This is a genomic window from Frankia sp. AgB1.9 (assembly GCF_016786355.1).
In the GTDB taxonomy this organism is placed as follows: domain Bacteria; phylum Actinomycetota; class Actinomycetes; order Frankiales; family Frankiaceae; genus Pseudofrankia.
In genome coordinates, this window is sequence record NZ_JADWYX010000054.1 from 19,545 (window position 1) to 35,058 (window position 15,514).

Below are 15,514 nucleotides of genomic sequence, written 5' to 3' on the forward strand. Positions count from 1 at the left end.
TGGCCTGGTTACCTCGGCGGTTCGCCCACGCTCACGGCGAGACCGGTTCGGGCACGGCCGCCAGCTGACGGACCGTGGCCGCCGAGAGGAACGCGCTGCGGTGTTCGAGGACCGCCGTCTCCCCCACCACCTCGAACTGGCCGCGCAGCCGGATGTCGTCCGACGACGCCCCGACCAGGACCTCGATCGGGCCCGGCTCCACCTGAAGACGCCCGTCGAGGCCGAGATAGGCGAGCTGAGCCAGCTCGACAGTGCAGTCGACCTCGACGGCCTCCCCCGGCCCGAGGTCGACGCGGGCGAAGCCGACCAGCTCCTGGGCCGGCCGGGTCACCCCGGTGGCCCGGTCCGACAGGTAGAACTGCACGACCTCGGTGCCGGACCGGTCGCCGCTGTTGCGCAGGGTCAGCGTGAGGGTCACCGCGCCCGCGGCGTCGACCTCACCTGGGCTGACGACGAGGTCGGAGTACTCGAACGCCGTGTAGCTCAGCCCGTGGCCGAGCGGGAACAGGGGCCGCGAGGGGAGGTCGAGGTAGTCCTGGTGGGCGTCGCGGTCGGTGCGCCGGTAGCCGGTGCCGGTCGGCTGGCCGGAGTAGACCGGGACCTGGCCGGAGTGGCGCGGGATCGAGACCGGCAGCTTTCCCGCCGGGTTGACGTCGCCGAACAGGACCTCGGCCATCGCCGTCGACGCGTGCTGGCCGCCGTAGTAGCCGTACACGATCGCGGGCAGCTCGTCCGCGATCGCGGTCAGCGCCATCGGCCGGCCCGTGTAGACGACGCCGACGGCCGGTGTCCCGGTGCCCACCACGGCCCGCACCAGGGCGACCTGGTTGGCCGGCAGGTCGATGTCGGCCGTGTCGCAGCCCTCGCCCTCGGTGATCCGGGGGACGAACCAGCCGGCCCGCCCGCCGAGGGCGAGGATCACCACCTCGGCGTCCCGGGCCGCGGCGACCGCAGCGGCGATGTCGGCGGGCTCCTCGTCCAGGACCCCACAGCCGGCGGCCACAACAACCTCGGCACCGGGGACGGCCGCGCGGACGGCGTCGGCGAGCGACACCGAGCCGTAGTTCTCGCGGATGTAGTCCTCGACCGGCTGGGAGAGCACGCCGGAAAGGTCGCGGCGCATCAGCTCGACCGCCTCGGGCGTCGTCTCGATCGTCATGCCCTCGGTTCCGGGGATGTTGGCCCGTTCGCCTCGGATGCGGGCGCCGAGCATGTCCAGCGCGGCGGGAATCGTGTAGGGCGGGAACGCGACCGAGAGCCCGTCGGCGTGCGGCCCGACCACCGCGATCCGGGTCAGGTCCCGGGACAACGGCAGCAGCCCGTCGTTGGTCAGCAGCGTGACCGACTGCTGGGCCAGCCGGTGCGCGAGGCCGCCCGGCTCGCCGCCCTCGCCGGCGAGGGCGCTGAGCACGACCGGGTCCTCGTCGACGTAGGGCGCGTCGAACAGGCCGGCCGCGAACTTGTCCCGCAGGACCCGCCACACCGCCTGGTCGAGCTGTTCCACGGGGACGACGCCCTTGCGGACCGCCTCGGCCAGCGTCTGCCCGTAGCCGAACGGGTTCGGCAGCTCCACGTCGATCCCGGCGGCCAGTGCCAGGCGCCCCGCGTCGGTCGCGTCCCGGGCCACGCCGACCCGGGAGAACAGATGGCCGACGGTGTCGTAGTCGGAGACGACGGTCCCGGTGAAGCCCAGCCGCCCGCGCAGCAGGTCGGTCAGGATCTCCCGGCTCGCGCCGACCGGCACCCCGTCGATCGAGCTGTAGGAGTTCATCACCGACCGCAGCCCGGCCAGCTGGATCGCCGCCTCGAACGGACGCGCGTACACCTCGTACAGCTCGCGCCGCCCCAGGACGGTCTTCGCCATGTTCTGGCCCGCCTCGGACACCCCGTAGCCCAGGAAGTGCTTTCCCGTCGCGATCACGCCGTCGCGCGGCCCGGCGCCCTGCAGGCCGCGGGTGAACGCGACACTCATCGCGCTGACCAGGTACGGCTCCTCGCCGTAGGTCTCGTGCACCCGCCCCCAGCGGGCGTCGCGGGCCACGTCCATCACCGGGGAGAACACCTGGCCGTGGCCGACGGCCCTGACCTGGCGGCCGGTGATCGCCGCCATCTGCTCCACGCCGTCGGGATTCCAGGTCGCGGCCAGGCCGATCGCCGTCGGGTAGACCGGGAAACCGGCGGCCAGCGGGCCGTTCAGCGCCTCGATGTGGAGCATCGCCGGAATACCGAGCCGGGTCTGGGTCACCAGGTACCGCTGGATCTGGTTGGCCATCCGGGCCAGCTGCGGCGGCCGCTGGCCGAACATGCCCAGCATCCCGATCTGGCCGATCCCGTCGCCCATCACCCGGCCGGCCACGGCCTCGATCACGCCGTTCAGGCCCAGCAGCCCGGCCGAGAGCAGCCCGGTGACCTGCTGGGCCTTCTCCTCGATTGTCATCGTCCGCAGGAGGTCGTCGGCTCGGCTCTCGGGGCTTGCCGCCGTCTCGGAGGTCATCGCCGTTCCTTTCGATCAGGGTGCCCGAGTCCGCGAGCCCCAAGGTCGATCCGCGGCGGCCTGGTCGCGTGAAAGCCGTCCACGCCTTTCACTCTTCGCGAGCGGTCGTCTTTCCCAGGACCCGGCCACCGGCCGGAGAATTGTGAATACACACGCGCCGGTCCGGCACCGGGCTCACCGTGGCGAATTACCGGGGGCGCACCGATCCAGGCACCAGACCCGGACGCGTCACACCGACCTCGAAACTCTCATCACTAGCGCGCGCTAGACTCGGTCGACGCAAGCTACCATTCTTGCGCTAGAGCGCGCAAGCAGCCGCGGGCTGGCCCCAACGAGGTGAGACGGTGTCTGTGTCAGACGCGACGGCAAGAAGACGGGTCACCGCCAGCGACGTGGCCAAGGCGGCCGGCGTCTCCCGCGCCACCGTCGGTTTCGTCCTGAACCAGACCCCGGGCCAGACCATCTCGGAGCGCACCCGCGCGCGGGTGATCGAGGCGTCGGTTCGCCTCGGCTACCGGCCGAACGGCGCCGCGCAGGTCCTGGCCAGCGGCCGCAGCCGGATCGTCGTGCTCGTCGTGCCGGACTGGCCGATCGAGTTCCGGTTCCGCGCGTTCCTCGACGAGGCCTCGTTGGCTCTCGACGAGGCCGGGTACTCGCTGGTGACCCACTTCCGCCATCCGCATGGGCCGACCCGGCGGCTCTGGGAGACCGTGACCCCCGACCTGGTCGTCGGCATCGCGCCGTTCACGCCCGACGACCTCGCGTCGCTGCGCGCCTGCGGGGTCAAGCGCATCCTTCCCGATCAGACCTTGTTTCGCCCCGCGGAACCGGACACCTCCCTGGCCTCGATCGACGGACCTCGACTTCAGGTCGAGCACCTGCGCGAGCGCGGCCACGAGCGCCTTGGCTACGCCGTGTTCGACGAGCCTCGGCTCTCCTCGCTCGTGACCGCTCGTCATGGCGCCGCCTGCACCCACGCGGCAGCGCTGGGCCTACCAGCCCTGGACCTCCGGTGCCTCGACTACCGGGACCGAGCCACCGACGAGGTCGTCCGCGGGTGGCACGAAGGCGGGCTCACCGGGATCGCGGCGTACAACGACGACGTCGCGGCCGCCGTCGTCGGCGCCGCGCTGCGACTGGGCCTGCGCGTGCCCGAGGACCTCGCAGTGGTCGGCCACGACGACAGCCCGATCGCGACGATCATGGTCCCGGCACTGTCGTCCATCCACTTCGACAGCGCGGCCCTCGGTCGCCACTTCGCCGCGCTCGCGCTCAGCAGGGTCAACGGCCGCCCGCTGCCCGCGGGCGATCCACCCGCCAACGTCACCCTCATCCAGCGCGAGTCGACCTAGCGCCGCACCCGCGAAGGTCGATCCGTTGGCTTGATCTCCGTTTCCACCCTCCAGTGGTTGCGGAAACGCCCTGGTCAGGACCACGGGAGGGCAAAAACAGTGATCAAGCGAGCCAGGTCCGCCCGGAATCGACCTGCTTGCGCGCGCTAGCGACCGCGAGTAGCGTTCCGCGCGATCTGGCACGGGCTAGCTCTTGAGGCAGGAGAACCCACCATGACCACGTTCCCGGACGGATTCCTCTGGGGTGCCGCCACGGCGGCGCATCAGGTGGAGGGCGGCAACGTCAACGCCGACCTGTGGGCGGCCGAATGGGCCCCGGGCTCCCATTTCGCCGAGCCCTCGGGTGACGCCTGCGACCACTACCACCGCTATCCCGAGGACATCGCCACGCTCGCCGACCTCGGCCTCAACACCTACCGCTTCGGCGTCGAATGGTCCCGGATCGAGCCCGAGGAGGGGTACTTCTCCCGCGCCGCGCTCGACCACTACCGGCGCATGGTCGGTACCTGCCTGGACCGCGGGGTGACGCCCGTCGTCACCTACAACCACTTCACGACGCCCCGGTGGTTCGCCGCGGCCGGCGGCTGGAGCGGCGCCGCCGCCGTCGACCGGTTCGCGCGGTACGCCGCCCGGGTCACCGAGCATATCGGCGACCTGGTGCCCTGGATCTGCACCTTCAACGAGCCGAACGTCGTCTCGATGATGGTCCACCTCGGCCTCGTCCCGGCCGCGGCCCGCGAGGACGGCCTCGGCCTGTCCGACGGCACGGCCGCGCCGGCCGAGCGGCCCAAGGCGACTGGAAGCTGGCCCGCCCCGAGCGTCGAGGTGATGGCGGCCGCGCACCGCAAGGCGGTCGAGGCCATCAAGTCCGGGCCCGGCAACCCCGCCGTCGGCTGGACCCTCGCCCTCATCGACCTGCAGCCCGTGGATGGCGGCGAGGACCGGTGCGCGGCCGTCCGCCAGGCCACCGAGCTCGACTGGCTCGACGTGTCCCGTGATGACGACTTCGTAGGCGTGCAGACGTACACCAGGGAACGCATCGGGCCCGCCGGCCTGCTGCCCGTGCCGGACGGGGTACCGACGACGCAGACCGGCTGGGAGATCTACCCGCAGGCACTCGGGCACACGGTCCGGCTCGCGGCCGGCCACGCCCAGGTGCCCATCCTGGTCACCGAGAACGGCATGGCCACCGCCGACGACACCGCCCGGATCGCCTACACGGCGGGCGCCCTCGAAGGACTGGCCGAATGCGTCACGGACGGCATCGACGTCCGCGGCTATCTGCACTGGACGCTGCTCGACAACTTCGAGTGGACGTCCGGGTTCGCGATGACCTTCGGGCTCATCGCCGTCGACCGGACCACGTTCGCCCGCACCGTGAAGCCGTCCGCGCGCTGGCTCGGCGACGTGGCCCGCGCCAACCGCCTCACCTGACCCGCGGCGCTCGGCAGCCTCCACCAGCGCCGGACCCGCAGAGGCGACCCGCTGGCTTGATCATCGTTTTGGCCCTCGCGTGGTTGCAAAACCGCCGCGGTTCCAGCCACGCGAGGGCGGAAACAGCGATCTTGCCGGTCTCGGGACGAGGCCAGCCACGGCAGATGCGCCGCTGGCTTAGCTGGTCTCCCGCTGGACGAGGACGGGTTTCTCCGAGACGTGCGGAGTGGGGAGCGGACGGTCGTCGACGCGGTGCAGCACGAACTCGCCGAACCGACGTCCGAGCGCCGCGGTGTCGATTCTGACCGTGGAGAGCGAGGGCACGAACATGGCCGCGATCGGTGAGTCGTCGTGGCCGATGACCGCGAGATCCGCGGGCAGTTTCAGCCCGGCGCGCACCGCCGTGCCGACGACCGCGGCCGCCACGTCGTCGTTGAACGCGACCACCCCGGTGATACCCGCGTCGAGCCACTCGCGGACCACCTCCTGAGGCGCGCCCTCGCGGTAGTCGATACGCCGCAGGTCGAGGTCGGGCAGGCCCAGCGCGCGGGCTCGTTCGTTCGCCGCCGCGTGCCGGGCGACGACCATCGAGGACGCGTATGGCTCGGTGAACGCGGCGTACACGAGGCGGCGATGGCCCCGCTCATGCAGGTGCTCGACCTGCAGTTCCGGCCCGGCGCTGAATGCCAACGAGACGTCCGGACGGTACGGGTAGTCCGGATCCGGATGGATCGCCCGGACTCCGCAGGCCAGCATCGACGCGACGTCGGGTGCGCTGAAACTGGCCATGCCGACGACGAGGTCCGCGTTCAGCGACTCCCAGAGCGGCCGGGCCGACTGAGAGGGCTGGCGGGTGTACGTCACGAGCGAGTACCCGGCCTTGTCCAGCACGAGCGAGACCTCGTCCAGATAGTCCCGCAGCCGGTATTCCGCGGGCCAGTCGGGCAGCACGAGCAGAATGATGCGGCTGCGGCCGCTGGCGAGCGCCCGGGCCGCGCTGTTCGGGCGATAACCGAGAAGCTCCGCGGCCCGGAACACGCGGTCGCGAGTGCCCTCGGAGATCGTCTGGTTGGGTGTGTCGTTCAGGACGAAGCCAACCGTTGCCCGGGAAACCCCGGCCTCTCGGGCCACGTCCAGGGCGGTCACCCGCCGACTGGTGGTCGGTCTCTGCACGGCCACCGGCCACGTCCTTCCCGTCACTTCGCGCCCGAACCGGTCCGGGCTTGTGCGCACTAGTTACGGATGCTAGCGTACATCGACTATTACTAGCACCTGCTAGTGACGTGTCTCCGGGACATGTTCAATAGCCGCGACCGCCTGTCGGGCCGGCGGCTGGTTCAGGCCTCCGCGAACGCGGCTGCCAGGTGGCGCACGGCGATGCGTCGGACGTCGTCCAGTCCGCCCGCGGGCAGTGCGCTGCTCAGCAGGTCGAGCAGCTGCCGCAGCGGGATGGCGCGAAGCGGGTCCGCCTCCCCGTCCAGCGCCTCGGGCGGCTCGGTCCCGGCGAAGTCGGCCGCGAGCGGGGCGAGCGCCGTCCTGAGAGCCTTTTCCATCGACGGGCCGACGACAGGATGGGAGAACCAGTCCCCGATCAGAGAATCGATGGACAGCACCGGGATGATGTGGTCCCCGGCCAGCGTGAGGGACTGTTCCAGGAGCACGTTCTCGGCGTCGCGGCCAATCTGTATCCCGTACTCGCCGGCGGCGACGACCCACCGTCCGTGCCGGACGTCCCAGTAGGCGAAAGCGCGTCGGTCGAGGTCGAAGGAAACCGTCGCGGTCTGCCCGGGGGCGAGTCGAACCTTCTCGAACGCCCGCAGCTCTCGGCTCGCCCGCCGTACCGGGCCGGCCTGTGTGGCGACGTACAGCTGAACGACGTGGCTGGTCTCCCGATCGCCGACGTTGCGAAGCTCGACCTCGACGCGGGCCCCATCCGCACCTACGGGCTGTACCCGCAGGTCGCTGGCCTCGACCCGTCCGTAGCCGAGGCCATGCCCGAACGGATAGCGTGCCGGGATCTCCGCGGTCACGTGGTAGCGATAGCCGACCATCACCCCCTCGCCGTAGCGAACCGAGCCCAGCTCACCGGGGAAGTTCAGGAAAGCAGCCGTGTCCTGCAGGCGCCGCGGGATCGATTCCGCGAGCCGCCCCGACGGCTCCGCCACCCCGAACAGCACATCCGCGATCGCGCCGCCGCCGGCCTGCCCGAGCAGGAACGTGTCGAGAACGGCGTCGACGTGCTCGTGCCAGCCTTCGAGGCTGACCACGCCGCCGTGCGCGAGGACGACCACGGTCCGCCGGGCGGCCGCGGCGACGGCGCGGATCAGCTCCACCTGGGCGGCCGGAAGCTCCAGCGACTGGCGGTCGTACCCCTCGGACTCCGCGCCGTCGGGCAGCCCGGCGAACACGACCGTCACGTCAGCGGCGCCGGCCAGCGCGACCGCCTCATCGCGGGCCGCCGTGTCCGCTTCGGCGGCGGACACCGGGAAGCCGGGCGCGTGGACGACCCGGCCACCGCGCGCCACGGCCGCCGCCGTGATCTCGTCCAGCGGGAAATCGACCCGGGTCGGCGCGACCTTGGAGCTCCCGCCACCCTGGAACCGAGGCCGCGTCGCGAACGCGCCGACGACGGCGACGGTCTCCCCGCCCGGCAGCGGCAGGACGCCACCATCGTTCTTCAGCAGCACCATGCACCGCGGGCCCAGGCTCCGGGCCAGCGCGTGGTGAGCGTCCCAGTCGACAGGGGCCGCCGGCCGCGCACGCCGTCGTACCAGGCTCAGCAGGCGTCCGACGGACGCGTCGACCGTGTCGTCGTCAAGCTCGCCCCGGTGCAGCGCGTCGAGCACCGACTCGTCGCCGGCGCCTCCGTCGAAGGGCATCTGCAGGTCCAGCCCGGCGGCGAGGGCCGCGACCCGGTCGTGCACGGCTCCCCAGTCCGACACCACGACGCCCTCGAAACCCCACTCCTCCCTCAGCACCCTGGTCAGCAGCCACGGGTGCTCGGAGGCGAACGTGCCGTTGAGCTTGTTGTATGCGCACATGACGGTGGCCGGCCGGGCCTCGGTGACCACCCGCTCGAAGGCCGGCAGGTAGATCTCACGTAGCGTCCGCTCGTCGACCTCCGCGCTGACGCTCATGCGGTCGGTCTCCTGGTTGTTCGCGGCGAAGTGCTTCAACGAGGAGCCGACGCCGTTGTCCTCCAGGCCCCGGACGTGGGCCGCGCCGAGGACGCCGGACAGCAGCGGGTCCTCCGAGTAGTACTCGAAGTTCCGACCGCACAGCGGGCTGCGTTTGACGTTCACGCCCGGGCCGAGGACGACGTCGACCCCCAGCGCGGCGGCCTCCACAGCCAGGGCGGCGCCGACCGCGCGCGCGACCGCTGGGTCCCAGCTGGAGCCGACCGCGACCGCCGGCGGGAAGCACGTGGCCGGCCGGGAGCCGGTCAGGCCCAGGTGGTCACCCGTCGCGTCCTGGTAACGCAACCCGTGCGGGCCATCGGCCAGCGTGATGGACGGAATGTTCGCCCCGGGTATGGCCTTCGTCCGCCACAGGTCCTGGCCGGACAGCAGCGACACCTTCTCCTCGCGCGAGAGACTCGCCGTCTCGGCGTTGTCCATGTCGCCCTCCAGGCAGCGCGTCATGACGTCCTGAGGCCGGCCCGAGCAGTTTTCCGCCCGGACCGGCCAGCGAGGAACCCTGTTCGCGGTTTACAGCCGACCGTCAGTTGGCGATCTGCTCCCAGCTCGCCTTTGCCGGGTTGTACTTCCAGGCCCGCAGCGGGATCGCTCCACCGGGGTTACCTGCGGTGTAGTTCGCCTTGTCGGTATACGTGGGCAGCTGGATCACGCCAAGCGAGGAGCCGGCCTGCTGGAAGCTCGCGTAGGTGAGGTTCTTGCCGGCCTTCTTGGCGATGGCGGTGAACAGGTCAAGGTAGCGACACGCGACGCTCTCCGACGTGCCCAGCGTGGGCTGCCCGGTGGCGACAGTGCTCGGGTCGACCAGCTTTCCCTTCAGCGAAGGGATGGCCGCCTCGACGGTGTCGATGCAGGCCTGGTTCGGAGGGTTGTTCCAGTCGCTGCCCAGGGCGAGCGCCTCGGCGTTGGTCAGCGTCGTGAAGTCGTGCTTGCCCGACGACAGCGAGTAGGAGCTGGCCTGGTTCACGTCGCTGAACAGCAGCTGGGGCCGGTAGGAGGTCTTCTCCAGCTGCGCCGGGAACGACCCCGACGCCCCACCGACGACGATCACGGCGTTGGCACCGACCGACTGGAACTTCTGGACGAACACACCGGTCTGCTGGGCGACAGCCGCGGCATCGGTGATCGGAGCGTCCATCACCGCGGTCGCCACCGGCGTCACGCCGAGCTTCTTCAGCCCCGGCGCCACGATGCTGTTCATCGTGTACTGGTCGGCGGTGTACCCGATGACCGCGACCTTCTTGTCCTTCAGGCTGCCGTTGTCGAACAGCTTCAGGCCGTCGCCGACCGCGTCACCGCCGCGCGCGTCGGAGAACCACGGAGCCTGCGCCTTCAGATAACGTGGCGCGTTCAGGTCCCCGCCGACGGTCAGAGTCTTGTGCGTCTGGACGTAGCACAGTGCGTCGTCGGCGTTCAGGCTGCCGATCACAGCGAAGACCTTCTCGTCCTGCGTCAGCTTCACGCAGGTGTCGCTGGCGCCCGCCGGCGAGATCACGTTGACCGCGCCGAACACCGGCACGATCTTCCGCCCGTCGATACCGCCCGCGGCGTTGACCTTGTCGACCAGCGCCGTGAAGACGGCCTGGTAGTCACCGTGGTCGACGTTCACGTACTGCTTGACGACGGACAGGTCGGGATAGACAAACCCGATCTTGATGCTGTCCGCGGTCACACCGGGTGAGATCGCCGGAGCCGGCGCCGCCCGCAACGTGGCGGAGGGGGCCGGTGGGGCCGGGGTGTTCTTCGTCGAGGTGGTGCTACAGCCGGCGACAGCGACCGCGGTCACTGTCGCGACCAACGCCGCCAAGCGTCGGGCACGGCGTGGGGACATGTTCTGCTCCTGATCGACAGGCGTGGGCGGATGCGTGAAAACGGACGGCGGCGCGGCGGCTCAGGCGGGAACGCTGGGCGCGCTTTCGGGCGTGGCCGGCGGCTGCGTCTGGTCGTCTTGTTCGCCCGTCGGGTCGGCCGCGGCCGCCGGGGCGGCACCGCTACGGGTGATGGCGCGCTCGTCGGTGCCGAGGTAGCTCGCGACGACCCTGGGGTTGTTGCGGACCTCGCCGGGTTCGCCCTCGGCGATGACCCCGCCGGTCTCCAGGCAGTAGACGCGGTCCGAGATGCTCATGATCAGCGGCATGTCGTGCTCGATGACGATCATCGAGGCGTCGAGCTCGCGGCGGATCTCCTGGATGAGCGGCCCGAACGCCTCGGTCTCCCGTTGGGCCACCCCGGCGGTGGGCTCGTCGAGGCAGAGCAGCCGGGCGTCGAGCGCGAGCAGGCCGGCGAGCTCCACGATGCGCCGGGTGCCGGTCGACAGGTCGCCGATGAACGCGTCGGCGTAGCGGCCGAGGCCGAGGAAGCCGATCAGCTCGTCGGCGTCCGAGCGCTTGGCCCGCTCACGGGTGAACGTGTGCGGCAGGTGCAGCGCCGTGGCGAGCAGCCCCGTGCGGCCGCGTGCCTCCAGGGCGACCTGGACGGTCTCGCGGACGGTCAGCTCGGGGAAGAGCGTCGCGGCCTGGAAGGTCCGGCCGAGGCCGGCCCTGGCCCGCGCGGCCGCGCTGTCGCCGGACAGGTCGCGGCCGAGCAGCTCGACCGTGCCCGTCGAGGGGACGTAGCCGCCGATGGCGTTCATCAGCGTCGACTTCCCGGCCCCGTTGGCGCCGATGAGCCCGACGATCTCGCCCGGGTTCACCTGCAGGGAGACCGAGTCGACGACCGTGCGCCCGAAGAAGCGGACCCGCACGTCGGCGGCCCGCAGGATAGGCGTGTCGACGGCCGCGGCCGGCCGCGCGGACCGGGTCAGCACGGGCGGGGCCGCGGTGGTCACCTTCGGGGCAGGCGTGCCGCCGAGGCGCCGGTCGGCCCAGGACAGCAGGGCGTCGCGGGCGCTGTACCCGATCTGGACCAGCCCGCCCGGGAAGTACAGCAGCAGGACGAGCAGGCCCAGGCTGGACGTCAGCAGCGGGACGACCTTGTTACCCGGGAAGAAGCTCGGCAGGCCGATCACCCACAGCGCGCCGAGGACCGGTCCGGTGACGGAGCCCAGACCCCCGATGACGACGACGGAGACGATGACCAGCGAGTCGGCGGACAGGAAGTACTTGTCGGCGTACGGAACCGACTGGCCCGCGGCGGCGAGCAGCGCTCCCCCGACGCCGGCGATCCCACCGGCCAGCGCGAACGCCCGCAGCTTCACCCGGGTCGCGTTGACCGTGTAGGCCGCGGCGGTCGCCGGGTTGTCCCGGACGCCGATCGTCGTGCGCCCCACGCCCGAGCGGCGCAGCCGGGCGACCACGGCGAGCACGACCACCGTGACGACCAGGACGAGGTAGTAGTAGGCCCGCTGCCCGGAGACGTCGATGCCGAACACCGTGGTGCGGGGAAACGTCGCCGTGGTCGCGTCGGTGTCGTGCAGGAACGACAGGCGGTAGAGGTACTGGTCGGCGGCGACGGCGAACGCGAACGTCGAGACCGCCAGCAGCAGGCCGCGCACCCGTAACGCGCCGACCCCGACGACGCCGGCGACCACCGCGGCGACGAGGGCGGCGATCGCGACGGCCGCCGGGAACGGCAGCGCGTTGAGCGACACGGTGGTCGACCCGAACGTCAGCTGGGTGCCCCGGTCGAGGGCTGCGGCGACGAGCGCGCCGATCCCGGCGAACGCCATCTGCCCCAGCGACAGCTGGCCCGCCCAGCCGGTGAGGACGGTGACCGAGGCGCCGCAGATCGCGTAGCCGAGGATCACCGTGTAGAGCAGCTGCCGGGACGGCTGGGTCACCAGCAACGGCAGGACGACGGCGAGCAGGCCGAACAGCAGCAGCGGGGTGCGCTCGGCGTACCGGACCCACCAGGTCCCGCGCAGCCGGTCCGGAATGGGCCGGACCTTCGGCGCGAACGAGAACGACGACGCCTCGACGTCGCGGCCCCGGCTGGCCAGGAACACCGCGGCCAGCACGAGCAGCAGGATGATCGCCTCGGTGAGGCCCGGGGTGTCCAGCCAGTTGAACTGGATGACGGTCTGCAAAAGGCCGAGGAACACCCCGGCGGCCAGGGCGGCCCGCAGCGAGGTCATCCGGGCGATCACCGCGGCGGCCAGGGCACGCAGCAGGGTCGTGGGCCCGAGCGTCGTGAGCTGGGTGAGCGACTGGTTCTGCGCGGAGATCAGGACCAGGCACAGCGTGCCGATCAGCCCGGCCGCCGCCCAGACCGCGGTGGAGACGGCCTTCGGGCTGATGCCCTGCAGGCGAGCCAGCTCCGGGTTGTCCGCCGACGCCGCCACCGCCTTACCCAGCGCGGTCCGGCTCAGGAACAGCCCCAGCGCGAGCGCGACCAGCGGCACCGCGACCACGACGCTCAGCGAGGCTCCGGTGATCCGCAGGCCGTGCAGCGGGGACCAGGTCCCGCCCCACGGCACCGGGTAGGAGTCGGTGACGTTGTCGTCCATCTTGGGCAGCGCCAGGACGACCGTCTGGGCGAGCTGCGCCACGCCGACCGTCGCGACCAGGACGATCACGCGCGGGGCGCTGAACAGCCGCCGGATGACGACGAGGTCGACGATCGCGCCGAAGACCGCGCCGATGGCCAGGGCGATGACCAGGCCGATCCAGTAGGGGACGTGCCAGCGGACGACGAGCAGGGCGAACAGGACCGAGCCGATCAGGCCCATGTTCGCGACCGCGAAGTTGATGACGCGGGTCGAGCGGTGGACCAGCACGATGCCGACGGCCAGCAGGCCGATCACCAGGCCGGTCACGAGTCCGTCGAACCACAGCTGTGTGGTGGGCATGACCATGGGTCAGCCGCCTTCCCGGCCCAGGAACACGGCCCGTGCCAGGTCGTCGCGTTCGGCCAGCTCACGGGCCGGCCCGGTGAAGCGGACCTGGCCCTTCTCCAGGAACACGGCCCGGTCGGCGATCGCGAGGGCGATGTTGAGGGACTGTTCGACGATGATGATCGTCATTCCGTCGCGCTTGAGCCGCTCGACGATGGCCAGCAGGTCCTGGACCACCACCGGTGCGAGGCCCAGCGACAGCTCGTCGATCAGGAGGACCTCGGGGTCCTGCAGCAGGACCATGGCGAGGGCGAGCATCTGCTGCTGCCCGCCGGACAGGGACCCGGCCCGCTGGTTCTGCCGTGCGGCCAGGTCCGGGAACAGGTCCAGCACGTACGCGAAGCGGCGATCGCGGTCGGCGACGTCGTTGCGCATCCGGAACGCTGCCATCTCCAGGTTGTCCCGGATCGACATCGAGGCGAACACGCCCTTGCCGCCGGGCAGCAGGTGGATGCCGTACCGGCCGCGCTGTTCCGGCGACACGTAGGTCATCGTCCGGCCATTCATCCGCACGACGCCCCGCGACGGGGTTCCGAGGCCGGCGATGACCTTGAGGATGGTCGACTTGCCGGCGCCGTTCGTGCCGAGCAACGCGAGGGTCTCGCCGCGCCTGACCTCGAAGGCGACGCCGAAGAGCACCTGGACATGGCCGTAGGAGAAGTCGATGTTGTTGACCTGGAGCAGCGGGATGTTCTCCGGGTCCGCCACCTGCCGGTCGCGCTCCTCCAGCTCCTCCCGCAGGTCCGCCACGACCAGCGAGAGGTCGTTCTTGATGAACGAGGCACCGCGGATCATGAGCCAGCCCCCGATCGCGGAGGCCGGGATACCGATGACCAGGACCGCGACCCGCGGGTCGTAGGCGTTGCTGATCAGGCCGGACAGCAGCGCGCCGCCGGTGGCCCCGATGAAGAACACGTAGATCGCGGAGAGCGCCAGGCCGAGCCCGCGCAGCCGGTAGGGCGTCACCGACTGCAGCACCGGGCTGATCATCGAGAACGCCACCGACGACGCCATGACGCCCGGGATGCCGGCGACCATGAACAGGATCCCGTTGGGCATGAACCACTGGATCGGCAGCAGCACCGCGGTGGGCAGGATGAACAGGCCCAGCAGCCGCAACGCCTGGTCGGGCTTGCGGTGGTAGAGGTCGTCGTAGCGCGGCCCCACGAACGGCAACGCCAGCAGGATCGACGCACCGCCGACGGACCCCCACACACCGCGCTGGAACGTCGACATGTGGAAGTGGTCGTCGGCCCACAGGTTCTGCAGGACGCCGCTGGAGAACAGGCTGAACCCCAGGGCGGAGAAGGCCAGGATCGACGTCTTGATCGTGCGGATCCGCATGAGGCGCGCGAACGCCGCCTCGATCGAGATCGGCAGCGGCTTGGCGTCCTCGAGCACCTCACCGAGCACGGACTGCATCTCGTGCTGGCCCCGCGCCGGCTCGGGCAGCCGGAACGCGAAGATCGCCACGGCCAGCGCCGGGAAGCCGAGCAGCAGGTAGGGCCAGCGCCAGCCGTCCGCGCCGCCGGCCAGCGCGGCGATACCGCCGACCACCGCCGGGCTCAGCGCTCCCGCGGCTCTGGCCGCCCCGTAGTTCGTCGAGGCGATCCGCCCGCGCACGCCGATCGGGTAGGTGTCGGCCAGCAGCGAGCCGTGGACCGCCTGGTTGCTCGACTTGGCGATCCCGACCCCGAACCGGGCCAGGAAGAACAGGAACGCGCTGCCCGCGAGGCCCGAGGCGAACACCATCGCCGAGAAGGCCACGCCGGCCCAGCCGATCACCCTGCTGCGGCGGAACCGGTCCGCCGCCCACCCCATCGGCAGGGCGCCGAGCACCAGGAAGGCGCCCGAAGCGGCCGAGATGACCGTGATGGCGCCGTCGCTGAGGTGGAACGAGTCGCGGATGTTCGGCGCGAGCGTCTGCAGCGTGGCCGACTCGAGCTCGTCCAGGGCGCCGAGGGTCATCAGCGTCAGGAAGGTCACCGACCCGCCGGCGGCCAGGCCCTGCCGCAGTGAGAGGCGCTTCCCGTCGCCGCCGACACCGGGCAGCAGATCGTCGGCGAACAGCGTCTCCTGCTCGTCCTTCGCCTGGAGGGCCCGCCGTTCCGCCTCGGCGTCGATCATCTCGGCCGCGATCCCGGCCACCGACGTCGCCCGCGCGGGCGCGTCGGTTTCTGCGGGTGGGGCGTCAGACGTCATCGTCGAT

At 71.3% G+C, this 15,514-nt stretch carries 9 protein-coding genes; 3 read left to right on the plus strand and 6 right to left on the minus strand.

Going from position 1 to position 15,514, the window contains the following annotated elements:
* Positions 1–31 precede the first annotated feature (31 nt).
* Positions 32–2,494, minus strand: coding sequence for a glycoside hydrolase family 3 N-terminal domain-containing protein (locus tag I6A60_RS21835; protein ID WP_203024579.1), 2,463 nt, complete (start codon positions 2,492–2,494; stop codon positions 32–34).
* Positions 2,495–2,838: 344 nt separating this feature from the next.
* Here I6A60_RS21835 and I6A60_RS21840 point away from each other — a divergent pair, with 344 nt between their 5' ends.
* Complete coding sequence (locus I6A60_RS21840; protein WP_203024578.1) at positions 2,839–3,846, plus strand: LacI family DNA-binding transcriptional regulator; 1,008 nt, start codon at positions 2,839–2,841, stop codon at positions 3,844–3,846.
* A gap of 213 nt (positions 3,847–4,059) precedes the next feature.
* Entirely contained in the window at positions 4,060–5,280 is a 1,221-nt protein-coding gene (locus I6A60_RS21845) for a glycoside hydrolase family 1 protein (RefSeq protein WP_203024577.1), read from the plus strand.
* 177 nt (positions 5,281–5,457) lie between these two features.
* Here the strand turns inward: I6A60_RS21845 and I6A60_RS21850 are convergent, their stop codons facing one another.
* The 3 genes from I6A60_RS21850 to I6A60_RS21860 form a co-directional block, all read right to left on the minus strand.
* Positions 5,458–6,459 (minus strand): LacI family DNA-binding transcriptional regulator, encoded by a 1,002-nt coding sequence (locus I6A60_RS21850; protein ID WP_203024576.1) that lies wholly within the window; start codon positions 6,457–6,459, stop codon positions 5,458–5,460.
* Positions 6,460–6,617: 158 nt separating this feature from the next.
* Complete coding sequence (locus tag I6A60_RS21855; RefSeq protein ID WP_238435942.1) at positions 6,618–8,921, minus strand: glycoside hydrolase family 3 C-terminal domain-containing protein; 2,304 nt, start codon at positions 8,919–8,921, stop codon at positions 6,618–6,620.
* Positions 8,922–9,000: 79 nt separating this feature from the next.
* A complete protein-coding gene (locus I6A60_RS21860) occupies positions 9,001–10,146 on the minus strand; it encodes an ABC transporter substrate-binding protein (protein WP_307873801.1) in 1,146 nt (381 codons plus the stop codon).
* Here I6A60_RS21860 and I6A60_RS41905 point away from each other — a divergent pair.
* Entirely contained in the window at positions 10,130–10,318 is a 189-nt protein-coding gene (locus I6A60_RS41905; RefSeq protein ID WP_238435959.1) for a hypothetical protein, read from the plus strand. The two genes, I6A60_RS21860 and I6A60_RS41905, sit on opposite strands and share 17 nt — an antisense overlap.
* A gap of 47 nt (positions 10,319–10,365) precedes the next feature.
* On the opposite strand, the gene I6A60_RS21865 is transcribed toward I6A60_RS41905, so the two are convergent.
* On the minus strand, positions 10,366–13,266 hold the full coding sequence (locus I6A60_RS21865) for an ATP-binding cassette domain-containing protein (protein ID WP_203024574.1): 2,901 nt from the start codon (positions 13,264–13,266) through the stop codon (positions 10,366–10,368).
* Between the two features lie 3 nt (positions 13,267–13,269).
* Positions 13,270–15,507: an ATP-binding protein gene (locus tag I6A60_RS21870; protein ID WP_203024573.1), complete on the minus strand. Its 2,238-nt coding sequence runs from the start codon at positions 15,505–15,507 to the stop codon at positions 13,270–13,272.
* Positions 15,508–15,514: the final 7 nt, after the last annotated feature.